General features: G+C 33.9%; 21 protein-coding genes. 13 read left to right on the forward strand and 8 right to left on the reverse strand.

Features of this window, described 5'->3' with window-relative positions; genetic code table 11:
* Positions 1-34: 34 nt before the first annotated feature.
* Positions 35-688, forward strand: coding sequence for a metal-dependent transcriptional regulator (locus tag FJOH_RS04875; RefSeq protein WP_012023020.1), 654 nt, complete (start codon positions 35-37; stop codon positions 686-688).
* Positions 689-737: 49 nt separating this feature from the next.
* Here the strand turns inward: FJOH_RS04875 and FJOH_RS04880 are convergent, their stop codons facing one another.
* From FJOH_RS04880 to FJOH_RS04915, 8 genes are all read right to left on the reverse strand, one after another.
* Positions 738-1,223, reverse strand: a complete 486-nt coding sequence (locus tag FJOH_RS04880) for a DinB family protein (RefSeq protein WP_012023021.1) — start codon at positions 1,221-1,223, stop codon at positions 738-740.
* Between the two features lie 9 nt (positions 1,224-1,232).
* Complete coding sequence (locus FJOH_RS04885) at positions 1,233-1,631, reverse strand: hypothetical protein (protein ID WP_012023022.1); 399 nt, start codon at positions 1,629-1,631, stop codon at positions 1,233-1,235.
* A 168-nt stretch (positions 1,632-1,799) separates the two neighbouring features.
* Positions 1,800-2,582 carry an enoyl-CoA hydratase/isomerase family protein gene (locus tag FJOH_RS04890; RefSeq protein ID WP_012023023.1) on the reverse strand — a complete coding sequence of 261 codons (783 nt, stop codon included), beginning with the start codon at positions 2,580-2,582 and terminating at the stop codon, positions 1,800-1,802.
* Between the two features lie 11 nt (positions 2,583-2,593).
* The gene (locus tag FJOH_RS04895; protein WP_012023024.1) at positions 2,594-4,009 is read right to left on the reverse strand and encodes a sensor histidine kinase; all 1,416 of its coding nucleotides are present in this window, start codon (positions 4,007-4,009) and stop codon (positions 2,594-2,596) included.
* A gap of 227 nt (positions 4,010-4,236) precedes the next feature.
* On the reverse strand, positions 4,237-4,785 hold the full coding sequence (locus tag FJOH_RS04900; protein ID WP_044047508.1) for a CopD family protein: 549 nt from the start codon (positions 4,783-4,785) through the stop codon (positions 4,237-4,239).
* Positions 4,786-4,821: 36 nt separating this feature from the next.
* Complete coding sequence (hemH, locus tag FJOH_RS04905; RefSeq protein ID WP_012023026.1) at positions 4,822-5,835, reverse strand: ferrochelatase; 1,014 nt, start codon at positions 5,833-5,835, stop codon at positions 4,822-4,824.
* 125 nt (positions 5,836-5,960) lie between these two features.
* Entirely contained in the window at positions 5,961-6,326 is a 366-nt protein-coding gene (locus FJOH_RS04910; protein WP_012023027.1) for a hypothetical protein, read from the reverse strand.
* Between the two features lie 20 nt (positions 6,327-6,346).
* Positions 6,347-7,222, reverse strand: coding sequence for an AraC family transcriptional regulator (locus FJOH_RS04915; RefSeq protein ID WP_012023028.1), 876 nt, complete (start codon positions 7,220-7,222; stop codon positions 6,347-6,349).
* Positions 7,223-7,449: 227 nt separating this feature from the next.
* Here FJOH_RS04915 and hemA point away from each other — a divergent pair, with 227 nt between their 5' ends.
* From hemA to FJOH_RS04975, 12 genes are all read left to right on the forward strand, one after another.
* Complete coding sequence (gene hemA / locus FJOH_RS04920; RefSeq protein ID WP_012023029.1) at positions 7,450-8,700, forward strand: glutamyl-tRNA reductase; 1,251 nt, start codon at positions 7,450-7,452, stop codon at positions 8,698-8,700.
* A 154-nt stretch (positions 8,701-8,854) separates the two neighbouring features.
* A complete protein-coding gene (locus tag FJOH_RS04925) occupies positions 8,855-9,259 on the forward strand; it encodes a GxxExxY protein (protein ID WP_012023030.1) in 405 nt (134 codons plus the stop codon).
* Positions 9,260-9,442: 183 nt separating this feature from the next.
* Entirely contained in the window at positions 9,443-10,366 is a 924-nt protein-coding gene (gene hemC, locus FJOH_RS04930; RefSeq protein WP_012023031.1) for a hydroxymethylbilane synthase, read from the forward strand.
* A complete protein-coding gene (locus FJOH_RS04935) occupies positions 10,366-11,031 on the forward strand; it encodes a uroporphyrinogen-III synthase (protein ID WP_012023032.1) in 666 nt (221 codons plus the stop codon). Before hemC ends, FJOH_RS04935 begins: the two co-directional genes overlap by 1 nt.
* Positions 11,032-11,120: 89 nt before the next feature.
* Positions 11,121-12,146, forward strand: coding sequence for a uroporphyrinogen decarboxylase (gene hemE, locus FJOH_RS04940; RefSeq protein ID WP_012023033.1), 1,026 nt, complete (start codon positions 11,121-11,123; stop codon positions 12,144-12,146).
* A 77-nt stretch (positions 12,147-12,223) separates the two neighbouring features.
* A complete protein-coding gene (locus FJOH_RS26175; protein ID WP_012023034.1) occupies positions 12,224-12,901 on the forward strand; it encodes a hypothetical protein in 678 nt (225 codons plus the stop codon).
* Positions 12,902-12,903: 2 nt separating this feature from the next.
* Complete coding sequence (locus tag FJOH_RS04950; protein ID WP_012023035.1) at positions 12,904-13,281, forward strand: hypothetical protein; 378 nt, start codon at positions 12,904-12,906, stop codon at positions 13,279-13,281.
* Positions 13,282-13,283: 2 nt separating this feature from the next.
* Positions 13,284-13,829, forward strand: coding sequence for a GNAT family N-acetyltransferase (locus FJOH_RS04955; RefSeq protein ID WP_012023036.1), 546 nt, complete (start codon positions 13,284-13,286; stop codon positions 13,827-13,829).
* A complete protein-coding gene (gene hemF, locus FJOH_RS04960; RefSeq protein ID WP_012023037.1) occupies positions 13,826-14,728 on the forward strand; it encodes an oxygen-dependent coproporphyrinogen oxidase in 903 nt (300 codons plus the stop codon). Before FJOH_RS04955 ends, hemF begins: the two co-directional genes overlap by 4 nt.
* A 901-nt stretch (positions 14,729-15,629) precedes the next feature.
* Positions 15,630-16,088, forward strand: a complete 459-nt coding sequence (tnpA, locus tag FJOH_RS04965) for an IS200/IS605 family transposase (RefSeq protein WP_012023038.1) — start codon at positions 15,630-15,632, stop codon at positions 16,086-16,088.
* 93 nt (positions 16,089-16,181) lie between these two features.
* On the forward strand, positions 16,182-17,120 hold the full coding sequence (locus FJOH_RS04970; RefSeq protein WP_012023039.1) for a DUF4421 family protein: 939 nt from the start codon (positions 16,182-16,184) through the stop codon (positions 17,118-17,120).
* An 88-nt stretch (positions 17,121-17,208) separates the two neighbouring features.
* The gene (locus tag FJOH_RS04975) at positions 17,209-18,096 is read left to right on the forward strand and encodes a fructose bisphosphate aldolase (RefSeq protein WP_044048230.1); all 888 of its coding nucleotides are present in this window, start codon (positions 17,209-17,211) and stop codon (positions 18,094-18,096) included.
* Positions 18,097-18,348: the final 252 nt, after the last annotated feature.

The raw sequence follows: 18,348 nt of genomic DNA on the forward strand, positions 1-18,348 counted from the left end.
ACCTTTGCAACTTTGCCCCTCAAAAAGAAAAAAAATGACCTTTTCAGAAGAAAACTACTTAAAATCGATATATCATCTTACGGCTTCGTTAGAAACTGAAGTAAGCACTAATGCTATTGCTGAAATGATGGAAACGAAAGCTTCCTCTGTAACAGATATGCTGAAAAAACTCGCAGAAAAGGATTTGGTTAATTATAAAAAGTACCAAGGCGTTTCATTGACAGAAAACGGAAAACTTGCTGCTAAAATGATCGTAAGAAAACACCGTTTATGGGAAGTTTTTCTGGTTGAAAAACTCAATTTCAGCTGGGATGAAGTTCATGATATTGCAGAACAGCTGGAACACATTAAATCAGAACAGCTGATTAACCGTCTGGATGATTTTCTGGGAAATCCAACTGAAGATCCGCATGGCGATCCAATTCCGGATGCAAACGGCCGAATCATTAAAATAGAAAAACAGCTTTTATCTGAATTAGAAGTAAACCAAACCGGAGTTTGTGTAGGCGTAAAAGATACTTCATCAGAATTTTTGAAATACCTCGATAAACAAGAAATCGCTTTGGGGTCTAAAATCGAGTTTTTATCTAAAGAATCATTCGATTTATCAGTCAAAATTAAAGTTGACGGAAGAGAATTATCTATTTCGAATAAAATTGCTTCTAATTTGTTTGTAAAGCTGGTTTAGAGGGATGTTTTCAAGAAATAAACTAAGAGGTTCTTAGAGTATTCATACATCAATATTTTTTATTAGTTTGTGAAACCCATTTTCCTGCTGTATCAACATTTTGTCTCAACAATAAATTTAGCTGGCCAACATGATGCTGAACATGTCTCATGTTGTATAAAATCATTTCAATTCTGTTATAATTTTTCTTCTTTGTGATGAATCTTTCTTTTGAAGTTTCTTCGTTTAGTCCTTCAATTAAAAAGAAAACCTTTTTACGGCAATGCTCAAGATATTCAAGCAATTCTTCCTTTAGGTAAATTCTTTCCGGTAAAATTCCTTTTGGATCAAATTCAGACAAAGAAAATGGTTGTGGTGGAGAAAATTCGTCTGGTTTTACAGATGAATAATAATCAAGCCAAAAAATGGTGTGATAAGCAGAATACCAAAAATCTTTTTTATCCCAAAAACTCTCAGGACACACTAAGATTGAACTCTCGAGCATATCTATTACAGCTCCAAATTGCTTCCATAATATTTCCTTAATTTCCTCCATCGTTTAATTTTAAACAATTCCTTTCTCAATCATTTCAAGCATCACCGGCGAAGCATTTTTAAATGTCGGCGGCTGCTCGATAATACTTCCGGCATTCTTTTTATTTACTTTAAAAGTCACATCGTTATCTGTTGTAAATAAAAGTGCAGTTAAAAAAGGCTTTTTGATGTAAGTACTTAAAACCAATAACGCTTCATCTAAGGTATGAATGCTTTCAATTTCTTCTGTTTTATAACGAGAAGTTAAGGAAATAGAAAAAGTATTGTCTTCGTTGAGAACCAAGCGGAAATAGATATTTTTAATTTCAGTATCGCCCATCGTTTTGGCCAAAGTAAGTTTAGCGAAAGTTCCTGCTTGGATGCTTTCTTTAACTCGTTCACAAAAAAGGGCAAATATTGGTTCGTACATTTTTTTTAAAGGTGCTAAGGCTCTAAGATGTTGAGGTTCTAAGTTTTTAAAACCTTTGTTTATTATTTAACCGCAAAGGTCGCAAAGATTTACGCAAGGTTCGCAAAGTTTTTTAAATTTCCTTGTGTCCTTTGCGTAATCCCTTGCGAACTTTGCGGTTAAAAAGAATTATTTTCCTGTAAATTCAGCTTTACGTTTTTCTAAAAAGGCTGCTGTTCCTTCTTTAAAATCCTGTGTTCCGAAACATTCTCCAAATGATTTGATTTCAGTATCGAAACCATTTTTGCCATCTTTGAAATTAGCATTGATTGCTTTTATAGCTTTTCCTATTGCAAATGGCGCATTTTTAATGATTTTTTGAGCGATTACGTTTGTAAACGAAAGTAATTCTTCCTGAGGCACAACATAATTTACCAAACCGTAATCTTTTGCTTGTTCGGCAGTAATCATTGCTGCAGTCATAATCATTTCCATCGCACGGCCTTTTCCAATTAATTGCGGTAAACGCTGTGTTCCTCCATAACCAGGAATCAATCCTAAAGTTACTTCAGGAAGTCCCATTTTAGCATTGTCTGAAGCTACTCTGAAATGACAGGCCATTGCTAGTTCTAATCCGCCTCCAAGAGCAAATCCGTTAACGGCAGCGATAACCGGTTTTTTAAGGTTTTCGATAAAATCAAATAAAGACTCCTGCCCTTCTGCCGCTAATTGTGCACCTTCTACAGTTGTATAATTAGCAAATTCCGAAATATCTGCTCCAGCCACAAAAGCTTTTTCACCGCTTCCGATTAAAACAATAACACGAACATCATCATTTTTAGATAATGACTCAACGGCATTACTTAAATCACTAATTGTTGCTTTGTTTAAAGCATTTAACTTAGTTGGTCTGTCAATGGTAATGGTTGCAACTTTTTCTTCAATTGAAATTAAGATATTTTCGTAGTTCATAACAACTGGTTTTATGAGTTTGTGATAGGCAAAGAAACCCTGAAAGTCGTTCCTTTTCCGTAAGTTGATTCAAAGGTAATTGTTCCTTTGTAATTTTCTATAATGTTTTTGATAATTCCGAGTCCAAGTCCCATACCGCTGGTTTTAGTGGTAAATTTTGGTTCGAAGATTCTTCCGATATCTTGTTTCTGGATTCCAATTCCGTTGTCTTTTACCGCGATTTCAACATTGTTGTTGCGTCGTTTTACGGTAACAATAATAGACTTTTGAAACTGACTTTCCGGAATTGCCTGCGTAGCATTTTTAACCAAATTGGTAATGACACGAATCAGCTGTGTACGATCCATTTTAGAAATGATTTCTTCTTCTTCTTTTTCAAAAGAGATATAATCTTCGTTGAAAATATCCAGAGCCAGTTCGACAACCTCAACAACATTCAATGTTTCATTTTGCTGAGCCGGCATCGAAGCGAAGTTCGAAAATGCCGAAGCAACCGAAGTCATCGTATCGATCTGCTGAATTAAGGTTTCAGAATAATCATTCATCTTTTGTTTCACATCAGGATCATTCGGATCAAACTTTCGTTGGAAACTCTGAACCGTTAATCGCATCGGCGTAAGCGGATTTTTAATTTCGTGCGCAACCTGTTTTGCCATTTCGCGCCAGGCTTCCTCACGTTCACTTTGTGCCAATTTAATAGCACTCGTTTCGAGTTTGTCAACCATTCCGTTATACGCTTTGATAAGGAAATTGACTTCTTTGCTGTTGGCTTCTAAAACAATCTTTTCGTTTTTCTGATCCAGATTGGTTTCCTCCAAACGATCTGATATGGTTTTTAGTGATTTTGTGATGTAGGTTGAAAGGAAATAAGCCAAAGCAAAAGCGACAATCAGCATAAAAGAATAAACCTGACTCAAACGAATCAGGAAAGTATTCAACTCGTTATCATAATAACCGTCGTCTTCTAAATACGGAAGATTCAGAATTCCGAGTGGTTTGAATTTTTCGTCTTTTATTAAACTGTATGAAGATCGATTTTTAACTCCGTCGATGGTTTTAATATCTACAAAACGCTTTTCAATAGAAGAACGAACTAGTTTTAAAATATATTCGGGAATTGGAGGAGCAATTTTATCAACGGCAAAAGACTCTTTGGAAGATTTTAAAAGTTTTCCGTCAAGACTGTAAATGTTGATTTCGATTTTGTGAATCTGTGCTAACTCGTGAATTTTATCTTTGAAGATTAAATCTAAGTTTTGGGTTTTCAGCGGATAAGTCGTTGTAGAAAGCACATAATTGATGTGTTCTTTTACCGCATTTTCTTTTCTTTCTAAACGTTCCTGATGGTATTCTTTTGCCTCAGTCTTAAACTGAATAATCGAAATCGAAGCCAATAAAAAAGATGCCACAACAATCAATACAATCATCGATAGGAAAATCCTGGTACGAAGTGAAAGCATTGTCATTTTGAAGTTGTTAAACATAGTTTTTGTTTTTTCGCCACGAATTTCACTAATTTACACTAATTCTTTTTTTTGCCACAGATTAAAAAGATTTAAATGATTTTTTTTAATCCTCATAATCCTTTTAATCTGTGGCAATAATTGCTTAAAATAAATTCGTGCTAATTAGTGCAATTAGTGGCAAACTCTTTTTATTTTTTTTCTCGTATACGCTTGTAAAAACGAAATCCCAGCATAATTAAAACCGAGAATAAAATGATTCCGATTACGCCGAAAATCCAGTTGATGGCACTTTTTAAAACTACTAAAAAGACAACGGCAAATAAAATAATCGTTGCGCCTTCATTCCATAAACGCATAAAATTATTGGTATATTTTACCTCATCGTTTTGTAATTGCTTAAAAATCTGATGGCATTTTCCGTGATATAAATATAAAAGAAAAACGAAACATAATTTTACATGCATCCAGGACTGTGAAAGCCAAATATGTCCTGCTTCTGTGAAAAACAACATCCAAAAAGCAAAAATACTCCCCAAAACTGCCGACGGCCATGTAATAATGTACCACAAACGGTAGGCCATTATTTTGTATTGCGCCTGAAGAATTTCTTTTTCCGGTGAAGGTTTTTCATTTGCCTCAATTTGATACACAAACAAACGCACAATATAAAACAAACCTGCAAACCAAGTAATCACAAAAATGAGGTGCAGTGATTTTAGATAGTTATAGTATTCCATCATAAAGTCTTTTTTCTTTACTCTTTCTTCTATTTTCTATTTAGCCCAATCATTAATCCAGTTAGAAACCGTCTGACACCATTCGTCATCATCATTCAAACATGGAATTGCCAGGAACTCTTCTCCTCCATTTGCTTCAAAATCTTCTTTGGCGCGCATGGCGATTTCTTCTAAGGTTTCTAAACAATCTGAAACGAAAGCTGGTGTAACAACTGCCAATTTCTTGATTCCTTTTGCCGGCATGTTATCAATTTCAACATCAGTGTAAGGTTCCAACCATTTATCTCCCGCTAAACGCGATTGAAATGTCAAACTATATTTATCTTCAGGAAGTCCTAATAATTTTACGACTTGTCTTGTAGTTTCATAACATTGGTGACGGTAGCAGAATTCATGCGCCGGAGATGGTGTGTTGCAGCAAGAACCATCAATTTTACAATGCGATTTAGTTACGTCGGTTTTGCGAATATGACGTTCTGGAATTCCGTGGTATGAAAACAATAAATGATCGTAATCAAAACCAACTAAATGTTTTTGAATCGAATCGGCTAAATTCTTGATATAATCCGGTTTATTGTAAAATGCCGGAACATCAGTAAATTTCATGTGCGGGAATTTCTTCTTGCGAATTTCTTCTGCTTTTACTAAAATAGTCAAAGTAGAAGCCATAGCATATTGCGGATATAGTGGAAAAAGCATTACATCTGTAACTCCTTTATCGCTCAATTCCTGAAGTCCTTTTTCGATGGTCATGCTTCCGTAACGCATTGCTAAGGAAACAGGAACATTTACTAAAGGCTGTACTTTTTTCTGCATTCTTTCTGAAAGAACAACTAATGGAGAACCTTCTTCCCACCAGATTTTTGCGTAAGCATGCGCAGATTCTTCTGGTCTTTTTCTTAATATAATACCGCGAACCAATAATGCTCTTAATAAATACGGAACGTCGATCACGTATTTATCCATTAAAAATTCATCTAAATAAGGTTTAACATCTTTTGTTGTTGGACTATCCGGAGATCCTAGATTTACTAATAATACACCTTTCATTATTGTTTCTTGCTTTAAGCTTTTTATTTGTTTTTAAAAATTTCGTCAAAAGTATTTAAGGATACTTTATCGAAATATGATATTTATTACTTTTTAATTATTGTTTAATATTTAAAATTGATTTATTAGATCTTTCCATTCAGAAATTCCGTTTTTATAAATTCAATAGACTGTTTATAATAATCATTATTATTCCAATCGCTAATTTCAATGTGAATTTCCCGATTATATAAACAGATTACTTCGCACTCAGGTTCTAATTGGATAGCAAACAGAATATCTCCGTCATTATAAGTTGCGTAACTATCTTCAAGCTGACCTATGTTTCCATACTTTATTGTCCTATAGTATTTTAAATATTTGAATACATCTGGCAATTCCTCTTTAATTACATTATAAAGATCTTTGCCAAATCGATTATAACGTACCAAAACTTCTTCAAATTTTTCTTCTATATAATCCTTATGATCTCCTAATATTCCAATTTCCATTATTTTAATAAAACTTGAAATTAAACATTCGCATTAATCGACATTAAATATTTTTTGGGTGTTGTTCCGAATTTCTTTTTGAACGCCGCTATAAAATGACTTCCTGTGCTGTAGCCAATTTTCAATCCCACTTCATTTACATTATAGGAACCGCTGTCTAATAATTTTCTAGCGAAATCCATTTTGTAATCAAACAGAAAACCATAAACCGTATCGCCGTAAATTTGTTTGAAACCCATTTTAAGTTTCTTCAAATTCAAACCAATTTCATCTGACAGCTCTTGCAATCCCGGAGGTTCAGCCATATTGGCGATGATAATTTCTTTGGCTTTTCGGATTTTTAAAACGTTATCTTCATCAATTAAAAACGGACATTGCTCTGCATTTGGATCTTCAGTTCTGTTAAAATACAAACTCAACAATTCGTATCCTTTTCCTTTATAATAAAGGTTTTTTATGGATGGGTGAAGATTGTAATGAAACAACTGACTCAGCACAATTGCCATTGACGGACTGATATTTCCTTCGTTATAATATTTCTTATCCTTATTATCCGGACTTAGAAAAGTGATATAATCGGCTTCGGCAGAAAATAAAGCGTGAAATTTCTTAATCGATACAATTACTGAAATCGCCCACGAGTTTGGAGCCAGCTCTAAATTAAGCGGTAATTCTTTTTGTGGGTTGTATAAAAGAAGTGATTTTTCCTCTTTCAATTCTAAAGCATAGCTGCCCTGATTGAATAAAAATTTTGCATTTCCTTTTATCCCGAAGTGAAACTGTATCAGGCCCGTACCTATTATTTCGTGCTGTGCATAAAAAGGTTCTGAACCATCATTTTGAAAACGAATCAGCGTAAAGTCGTCTTCAATTTTTATAACTTCTTGAGAACTCATAGCGATATTTTTTTGAAACGAAAATCAAAACAAACTCAAAATGTTATTTAGAACGACTCTAAACTAATCACTTCAAAGGAGTTGATTTTGCTACAAAAGTAGTCCTTTTTACTCAAAAACACCTATTTAGGTTCAAAAAAACATACAGCGACATAAAAAGTACTTTTAGCGTTATTTTTATCAATGCTATAGTAATAATTTTGTTGCACTTTTATGAAAGTGAATTTATGGAAAACAATAACGTACCGAAACACCTTTATTTTTACTCAGTTGGTCTGAGTTATAAAAAAGCTGATGCTGAGGTTAGAGGTCAATTTAGTTTGGATGCCGTTGCCAAAACGCGATTGCTGGAACAAGCTAAAAACGATGGAATAGAAAGTTTACTAGTTACTTCAACTTGCAACAGAACCGAAATCTACGGTTTTGCCGAACATCCATTTCAATTAATAAAACTTATCTGCGATAATAGTAACGGATCTGTAGACGCTTTTCAAAAAGTTGGTTTCGTTTACAAAAATCAGGAAGCGATTAATCATATGTTTCGCGTAGGAACTGGTTTAGACAGTCAGATCTTAGGCGATTTCGAAATTATATCTCAAATAAAAACATCTTTTACGCATTCAAAATCAATGGGATTAGCCAATGCTTTTATGGAAAGATTGGTAAATGCGGTAATTCAGGCAAGCAAAAGAATTAAAACGGAAACAGAAATCAGTTCTGGTGCTACTTCAGTTTCTTTTGCATCTGTACAATATATTTTGAAGAATGTTGAAGATATCAGTAACAAAAACATTTTACTTTTTGGAACTGGTAAAATCGGAAGAAATACGTGTGAGAATTTAGTAAAACACACTAAAAACGAGCATATCACTTTAATCAACCGAACTAAAGATAAAGCAGAGAAATTAGCAGGAAAGTTAAATCTTATTGTTAAAGATTATTCTGAATTACACTTAGAACTTCAAAAAGCTGATGTTGTAGTTGTAGCAACCGGCGCGCAAAACCCAACGGTTGACAAAGCAATCTTAAATCTTAAAAAACCTTTGTTGATCCTGGATTTATCGATTCCGAAAAACGTAAATGAAAACGTTGAGGAATTAGAAGGTGTAACTTTAATTCACATGGATTATTTGTCTCAATTGACAGATGAAACTTTGGAAAACAGAAAATTACATATTCCCGCTGCTGAAGCAATCATCGAAGAAATCAAAGAAGAATTTGTTACTTGGATGAAAGGAAGAAAGTTCGCTCCAACAATCAATGCTTTAAAAGAGAAATTAAACGCTATTAAAGCTTCGGAACTAGATTTTCAAAGCAAAAAAATCGCCGATTTTAATGAAGAGCAAGCTGAAATTATCAGTAACAGAATCATTCAAAAAATCACTACACATTTTGCAAATCATTTAAAAGACGACGATACTATGGTCGATGAAAGTATCGAATGGATCGAAAAAGTCTTCAAAATAAAAGCATCTTAGTTTTTAATTTAAACCATTAAGATATTAAGGAAATTAAGACCAAGCTTTGTCAAGAGAATTAAGCAACGCTATAACGCAAAGCTTAATAATCTTAAATTCAACACAAAAGCTTAATTCTCTTAATGCCCTTAATGGTAAAAAACAAAAAAGTTCTATGACAAAAAAAGAGGTTACACAATTGGCTTATGAAATTACAGGTTTTGTTATAAAAGTGCACAAAGCTTTGGGACCTGGACTTTTAGAAAGCATATATGAAAAGTGCCTCAAATATGAATTAGAACGAAATGGATACGATGTAAAACAACAATTAGTTGTTAAAATTGATTATTACGATCTTGAATTTGAATCAGATTTAAGAATTGATTTACTTGTTAATGATTGTGTGGTTGTTGAATTAAAAGCTATAGAAAACCTATTGCCCATTCACGAAGCGCAATTATTAACTTATATGAAATTATTACAAAGACCTCAGGGTTTATTAATCAATTTCAACACAACAAATATCACAAAATCAATGAAACCTCTTGTGAATGATCATTTTGCAAGATTAATAGATTAAAATATTGAACCATTAAGGACATTAAGAAAATTAAGTCAATCTTTGCCAAGAGAATTAAGTTTAAAAATCTTTTCAAACTTATTAATCTTAAATTCATACAAAGCTTAATTTTCTTAATGGTAAGAAAAAAATCAACGTAAAGCTTAATGAACCTTAATACCTTAATGGTAAAAATAAAAAAACATGGCTGAAAAAACAATCAGAATTGGAACGCGTGACAGCGAATTAGCACTTTGGCAGGCACATAATGTCGAGAAAAAACTAAACGATTTAGGTTATAAAACCTCAATTGTTGCGGTTAAATCTCAGGGCGATATTATTCTGGATAAACCTCTTTACGAATTAGGGATTACCGGAATTTTTACCAAAACGCTTGACATTGCTATGATCAATGGCGATATTGATATTGCGGTGCATTCTATGAAAGATGTTCCAACGGCTTTACCAAAAGGTATCGTTCAGGGTGCTGTTTTACCACGAGCCAATGTTCTGGATATTTTAGTTCATAAAGGAAATCCTGATTTTACAAATCCAAGTACCATCGCAACAGGAAGTTTGCGTCGTCAGGCACAATGGTTTAATAAATACCCAAATCATACGGTTGTTGATTTACGCGGAAACGTGAATACACGCATGCAAAAATTACAAGACAATAATTGGGACGGAGCTGTTTTTGCTGCTGCAGGTTTGGAGCGCATCAACTTAAAACCAGAAAATTATATCAATTTAGATTGGATGATTCCGGCACCGGCACAAGGAGCAATGCTTGTGGTGGGAATGGAAAATGACAATTATACATTGGATGCTCTTTCTCAGCTAAATGATATTGAAACAGAAATCTGTACACATATCGAACGTCAGTTTTTAAGAACACTTGAAGGCGGATGTACAGCCCCAATTGGAGCTTTAGTAACGTATAACGAGGACGAAGATACTTTGCATTTTCAAGGTGTTTTACTTTCTATTGACGGAAAACAAAAACTGGAAATCAACAAAACCGTTGATATTTCGGAGTGGAAAAAACTAGGTTTCAACTCAGCTCAGGAAATCTTGAACAATGGCGGAACGGAATTAATGCAAAAGATTAAAGAATCCCTGAAAAAATAATGGCAAACCCAATTCAGATATTATCTACTAAAATACTATCGCCTCTTCATAAACAAGAGTTGGTTAAAATTGGCATCGAAGTAATCGAAGCTGATTTCATTAAAACAGAAAACAAACCTTTCGAATTAAAAGACCTTAACGAAAGTCTGATTTTCACAAGTCAAAATGCCGTTCACAGTGTTTTATCAAATCCAAAATCCGAAGAACTTAAAAGCAAAAATGTGTATTGCGTTGGACTTAAAACCAAAACGCTTTTAAGCGATAATGGCTTTAATGTTGTGGCTTATACAGGTTACGCATCTGATTTGGCAGAAATTATCACTTTGATTTATGGAAATGAAAGTTATACTTTTTTCAGCGGCAACTTAAGAAGAGATACTTTGCCAGAAGCTTTGAAAGAAGCCGGGATAAAACTCAATGAAATTCAGGTTTATGAAACTACACTGCAGCCACAAAAAATAAAAGCAAATCCAGAAGCACTTTTGTTTTTTAGTCCATCTGGAGTAAAAAGTTATCTGAAAGACAACACCATAAATAAACAGCTTTGTTTCTGTATTGGAGAAACCACCGCAGAAGCTTTACATAAAATCACCAAAAACATCATTATCGCAGATCAGCCCACAATTGAAGACGTGATCGAAGATGTAATTCAAGAATATAAATAGCAATAAGCTTTAGGCAGTAAGCCGTAAGCAAAAAATCATAGTTAAACAAGCTTAAAGCCTAAAGCTTAAAGCCTAAAGCAAGGAAAAAAATGTTAAAAAACGACCTATTTTTAAAAGCATTAAAAGGAGAAACCGTTCAGCGTCCGCCAGTATGGATGATGCGTCAAGCTGGAAGATATTTACCGGAATTCATCGAATTACGTGATAAATATGATTTCTTCACACGTTGTCAGACTCCAGAATTAGCTGCTGAAATTACTGTACAGCCAATCCGCAGAATTGCTCCAGATGCCGCTATTTTGTTCTCAGACATTTTAGTTGTTCCGCAAGCAATGGGAATCGAAGTTTTAATGAAAGAAAATATCGGTCCATTCATCCCAAATCCAATTCGTTCAATGGCTGATGTTCAACGAGTTTACGTTCCGGATATTCAGGAAAGTCTTGGTTATGTAATGGATGCAATCAAATTGACTAAAGAAATGCTGAACGACGAAGTTCCATTAATTGGTTTTGCTGGTTCGCCATGGACAATTTTCTGCTACGCTGTTGAAGGAAGAGGTTCTAAGAGTTTTGATATGGCAAAAGGATTCTGCTTTTCAAATCCGGTTGCAGCACATACTTTATTGCAAAAAATCACTGATACTACAATTTTATACTTAAAAGAAAAAGTAAAAGCGGGAGTTGATGCCGTTCAGATTTTTGATTCTTGGGGAGGAATGCTTTCTCCTGTTGATTATCAGGAATTCTCATGGAAATACATCAACCAAATCGTCGAAGCTTTGGCTGATTTAACTCCGGTTATTGTTTTCGGAAAAGGATGCTGGTTTGCTCTTGGCGAAATGGGTAAAAGCCGTGCTTCTGCTCTTGGAGTAGACTGGACTTGTTCTGCAAGAAATGCCCGTTACTTGTCTGGTGGAAACATTACACTACAAGGAAATTTTGATCCTTCAAGACTGCTTTCTCCAATTCCAACAATCAAGAAAATGGTTCACGAAATGATCGATGAGTTTGGAAAAGATAAATATGTTGTAAATTTAGGACACGGAATTTTACCAAATATTCCTGTAGATCACGCAAAAGCGTTTATCGACGCGGTTAAGGAATACGGACAATAGTCGTTGATAGTTTATGATTGATAGTTGTTGGATACGAATACTATCAACCATAAACCAACAACCATCAACTTAAAAATATGCTAGCAAACCTAAACCTCAGCAGAAACTCACCGTTTTCATTTATCGAATACGGATTTCAGGCTTATTATGCTTATGTGTTTTTGATGGTTTGGACGCATCCGGAACTTCACCCTGTAAGTCTCATAAATGATCTTGCTGTTTTAATGACTTTTGAGTTTATAATGGTACATTCGGGAGTTTTTATGGCGGTTATGCCCAAAAAATGGTCGCTTTTTGTCTTTTTCCCTTTATACGGAACATTTGCCTATTCGTTCAATGAATCGGTTATCAATACTAATATTTTATTTATCTATCTGCTGACGGTTTTAAATCGAATGCGATTTGCGTTTTCAAACGTAACTCCTGATGTCAGAATGATGCAGATAGGAAAATCAGTTGTAAAAGTCATTTTCTATTTCTTCTTAATTATGATTCTTGCAATTGGAAATAAATATGTTCCTCCGTTTGGATTGACAAATGAATTTTTAGAAAAGTCTCATTATTTCCAAATGGTCAAGTCGAGCGGGTTATTTATAGAAAAGCCTTATGTTCCTATTTGTATGGGATTCATTTATTATTCAGTTCCTGTTTTGTATTTTATTTACCGAATAATTAAGAACTTTGGTAAAGAAGAAACTTCCCAAAAAGGAAAATTAGTTTTCAGTAAAACCACATTCAAATCTAATAAATACTAAGAATGCTTAATAAAGGTTTAAGAGACGAAGAGAAAATCAGAATCGACAATGTTTTAAAAACATTGCGAACTCTTGTTTATGTTCCTTATCCGCTAAGTCATTTACAAAAATCAGATATTGAGAACCAATTAAAAGAGTTTGGACTAAATATTCAAACGCTAATTGATTATTCTCATGAAGAATTAATCAACTTATTAATCCGTCTTCATTTTGACTGGGATCAATTAGAGCAATTTGGAGATATTTTAATCGAATTCTCTAAAGAAGAAAATTATAATCTTACTGATAAAGCTTTGGCTGTTTACCAATATATCCAACATGAAAGCAAGGTTTTTTCTTTTGGAATCAACACTAAAATTGCTTCTCTTAAAAATAAATAAAGATGGATTTTACAGACTGGAAAACCGATCGAATTGAACACATTCTTCCCAATGAGTTTTATGAACTAATTGATAAGAATAGAGATCATATCGGACATACTTTCCCAGTAACTCTTGCAAATTCTGATTCACCGGAAAATGCAGAAAATTTTATCTCGGTCAGCAAAGACAGAGAAAAAAACAGTGAAGGTTATTATTTTTATGCCCGAGATATTAAAACCAATAATTTGATTGGTTATTTATGTGTAAAAACAATAGATTATCGCATTTCTAAATGTGAATTAGGGTATTTTATTGATAAAGATTACCAAGGAAAAGGTATTACATCAAAAATGGTTTCTGATGCACTTGAATTCTGCTTTAAAGAATTGATGATGAACAAGGTTTTCATTTGTACATCAGAAGTTAATTTAGCAAGTCAAAGAATTGCATTGAAACATAATTTTAAACAAGAAGGAATATTAAGAGACGAATTTAGAAACGGCGATGGGCAATTGCAAAATACCGTTTATTTCGGACTTCTTAAATCAGAATATATTAAATCATGAAAGATAAATTTTACGCATACATACAAAATTTACAAGACCAGATTTGCGCTGGATTAGAAGCTGTTGACGGAACTGCAAAATTCCGTGAAGACTTATGGAAACGTCCTGAAGGCGGAGGCGGAAGAACACGCGTTATTGAAAACGGAGCCGTTTTTGAAAAAGGCGGTGTAAACATTTCAGCCGTTCATGGAAAACTTCCTGAAACAATGCAGAAAATGTTCGGTGTTGGCGAAGCCGATTTCTTTGCGTGCGGATTAAGTCTGGTGATTCACCCGAAAAATCCAATGGTTCCTACTGTCCACGCCAATTGGCGCTATTTTGAAATGTACAACGAATCTGGAAAAGTTATCGAACAATGGTTCGGCGGCGGACAGGATTTAACGCCTTATTATTTGTTTGAAGAAGATGGCAAACATTTTCATCAAACCTGTAAAACCGCTTGTGATAAACACAATCCGGAATTTTATCCAAAATATAAAAAACAATGCGACTCGTATTTCTGGAACGCACACCGAAATGAAGCCCGTGGACTTGGCGGTTTATTCTTTGACTATTGCAAGGCAAATGAGCAAATGCCAATGGAAAACTGGTACGATTTTGTAACTGAAGTTGGAAACAGTTTCCTTGAAGCCTACGTTCCGATTGTAGAAAAAAGAAAAAACTTAGAGTATACATCAGAAAACAGAAATTGGCAGGAAATCCGCCGTGGCCGTTATGTTGAGTTTAATCTGGTTCATGATAAAGGAACTTTATTCGGCTTAAAAACCAACGGAAGAATCGAAAGTATTTTAATGAGTCTGCCTCCGCATGTACAATGGGTTTACGATCATCATCCAGAAGCAGGAAGTGACGAAGAAAAATTGATTAATGTATTGCAGAACCCGATTGATTGGATTTAATTTTTATTAAATGAATTCGGATTAATAGATGCCGCTCCGTTGGAGCTTTTATCTAATCTTTATAAATATCTAGACATATAATGCTCCTCTGGAGCATTTTTTATATACACTAGTTCTAAGAGATTTTTTAACTAACATCTAAAGCTTCGGAGAAGCCAAATATTTATAGCCCCGGAGGGGTGATATATTGCTAAGCATTTTAAAGAAAAACCTATATTAAATAACCACAAAATATCTATATCGCTCCGCTGGAGCTTTTGAAAATGTCGATGTTTTTTCTATAAACATTTTGCTCCTCCGGAGCATTTTTTATATACACTAGTTCTAAGAGACTTTTAACTCACATCAAAGCTTCGGAGAAGCCAAATATTTATAGCCTCATTTAGCAATCTCTACATAGAGCTCCAGCGGAGCGAAATATTTATAGCCCCATTTAGCAATCTTTTCATAAAGCCCCAGAGGAGCGACATATTTATAGCGAAAATTTATATCTCCCTAATATAAAACCCCAGAGGGGTGATATATATTGTTACGCATTTTAAAGAAAAGCTATATTAAATAACTACAAAATATCTATATCGCTCCGCTGGAGCTTTTGAAAATGTCAATAATTTTTTTCTATAAATATTTTGCTTCTCCGAAGCATTTTAAAATGTGCTAAAAAAATTTATACCAATACGACCAATCTCACATTATCAAACAGAGAAAACTATTTTACATCAAAAGCTTCGGAGAAGCCAAATATTTATAGCCTCATTTAGCAATCTCTACATAGAGCTCCAGCGGAGCGAAATATTTATAGCCCCAGAGGGGCGACATATTCTTTACCATAAAAAACAATACTTATCTTACAAAATTAAAATTATTAATTAGCTTTACCTTTTGTAATTTTAATTAAAACATGGCAGACACTTACTCTCAACTGTACATTCAAATTGTTTTCGCTGTAAAAGGAAGGCAGAATTTAATCTCTAAAAAATGGAAAGATGAAATTTACAAATACATTACAGGAATTATTACCAATCAGAAACAAAAATTGATTGCAATTAACGGAATGCCAGATCATATTCATATCTTAGTTGGAATAAAACCAAATATTTCATTATCTGATTTAGTAAGAGATATTAAATCAAGTTCATCTAAATTCATCAATGAACAAAAATGGATTAATGGAAAATTTGAATGGCAGAATGGTTTTGGTGCTTTTTCATATGGGCATTCGCAATTGACTAATGTCATAAAATATATCGAAAATCAAGAAGAGCATCATAAAACCAAAACATTCAAGGAAGAATATATCGCATTTCTAAAATTATTCAATATTGATTTTAAAGATGAATATATTTTTAAAGAATTTTGATTTTATGCCGCTCCGCTGGAGCTTTAGATTTCATTTGGTTATTTTAATTGTTAGAAAATATTTTGCTTATCCGAAGCATTTTTCAAATAAAATATGGCTTTGAAACTGATTTACATAGGATTCTTTATCAGCATTTTTGGATGTTTCGCCCAAAACGATTCTGTACAGAATCCGTATTTCAAATCTTATAGTGATAAAATTACGGGCAGTGTTTATTATTTAGACACTTCAAACAGCTTTCAAATTGCTTCGGGAAGTCAGGATTCAAAAATATTTGTAAATCTTATTCCAAACCGAAGAGAACAGATAGGCTTTAACTTAAACTATAAAATTATTGATGTTGGTTTTGGCTTTGCACCCAAATTTCTGAGTCAGAACAAAGGCGATTCGCATTCCAAGCATTTTAATTTCAATACCCGTTTTTATTTAAAAAAATGGATGCAGTCTTTTACTTATATCAATCAAAAAGGATTTTATATTAGTGATGACAATATTACGGCACAACTGCCTGATATGCGGACTATGAAAATTGGCGGATCGACGGCTTACGTTTTCAATGATAAATTTTCTTTCAAGACACTGGTTAGTCAAAACGAATGGCAGACCAAAAGTTCCGGAAGTTTTATTCCAACTTTCTCTTTTTATTACACCAATTTAGATTTAAATACACCCGATTCATCGCCAGGAGACATGTATGTTTTTACGCTGGCACCTTCCTATTTCTACAATTTTGTTATTAGTGATCGGGTTTTAATTGGCGCCGGGCTTGCTTTGGGAGCCGGACTCAATATGATTGATAAAGATACCTCAGCTTTATATCAAGCTGATTTCAATTTAAAATTAGCTTACAATAATGACCGTTTTTTTGCCTTTGCTACTTTAAATACTATCAGTTTTGCCCAAGATGAAAAAGTCGATCCACGATTGAATGATAATATCGCGACTTTAAAACTTTCTGCAGGTTACAGATTTGATCCTCCAAAAAAAGTAAAGGAAGTTTATGATAAGGTAAATGAGAAAATCGGCCTTTAAAAAACCTGCCGTCTCATAATCAATAAGTTGTGAAAATTGCTTAAATTACATGGATTTATAAAAACTAAAATTCATTATTATGGCAAATGTGAACCAGGAACAATTAAATCGTATGCATTCTGGCAAAGGATTTATCGCAGCATTAGATCAAAGCGGCGGGAGCACACCAAAAGCATTATCGCAATATGGCGTTCAAGAAAACAGCTATTCTAACGACGAAGAAATGTACACTCTCGTACACGAAATGAGAACCAGAATTATTAAAACTCCAGCTTTTGACAGCGAATATATTCTAGGTGCTATTTTGTTTGAAAATACAATGGACCGTAAAATTGATGGTCTGTGGACTGCAGATTATTTATGGGAAAAGAAAAATATAGTTCCGTTTCTAAAAGTAGACAAAGGCCTGGCAGATCTTGCCAGCGGAGTACAATTGATGAAACCTATTCCAAATCTGGATGAACTGCTGAACAGAGCCGTAGAGCGAAATGTTTTTGGAACAAAAATGCGTTCGGTTATTAAAGAAGCAAATCCAGATGGAATCCGCGATATTGTAGAACAGCAGTTTAGGGTTGGTTTGCAGATTTTCGAAAAAGGATTGATTCCAATTATTGAACCTGAAGTTGATATTTACAGTGCTGACAAAGAAAAATCAGAAGAAATTCTAAAAAAAGAAATTCAGAAACAGCTTAACGCCCTGGATAAAGATGTAAAAGTAATGCTGAAACTTTCTATTCCAACTGTTAATAATTTCTACAGCAGTTTAATCTCTGATCCGCATGTAGTTCGTGTTGTGGCATTGTCCGGCGGTTATTCGCGAGAAGAAGCCAATACAAAACTGGCTCAAAACCATGGCTTAATTGCCAGTTTCTCCAGAGCATTGTCCGAAGGTCTCAGCGCAGGTCAATCTGATGCTGATTTTAATGCTGTTCTTGGCGATACCATAAAAACCATTTACAACGCTTCCATTACTTAAAAGCTATTCTTAATCTGTGGGCATAATTATTTCAACACATAGAAACATAGTTTATTAAAGATGTAAAAAAGGCGTTTCACTTGCATTAATGCACATAGTTAGCTATGTGTGGAAACTAGTTTCTTCTACTCTCTTTTTTCAATATAAAAATCTATGTTTCTATGTGTTAAAATATACTCGTTTTAATTTCATCCAACAGATTCTTTTACAAACAAAAATCCCCGAAATCTAATGTTTCGGGGATTTTTGTTT

Source organism: Flavobacterium johnsoniae UW101 (genome assembly GCF_000016645.1).
Taxonomy (GTDB): Bacteria; Bacteroidota; Bacteroidia; order Flavobacteriales; family Flavobacteriaceae; genus Flavobacterium; species Flavobacterium johnsoniae.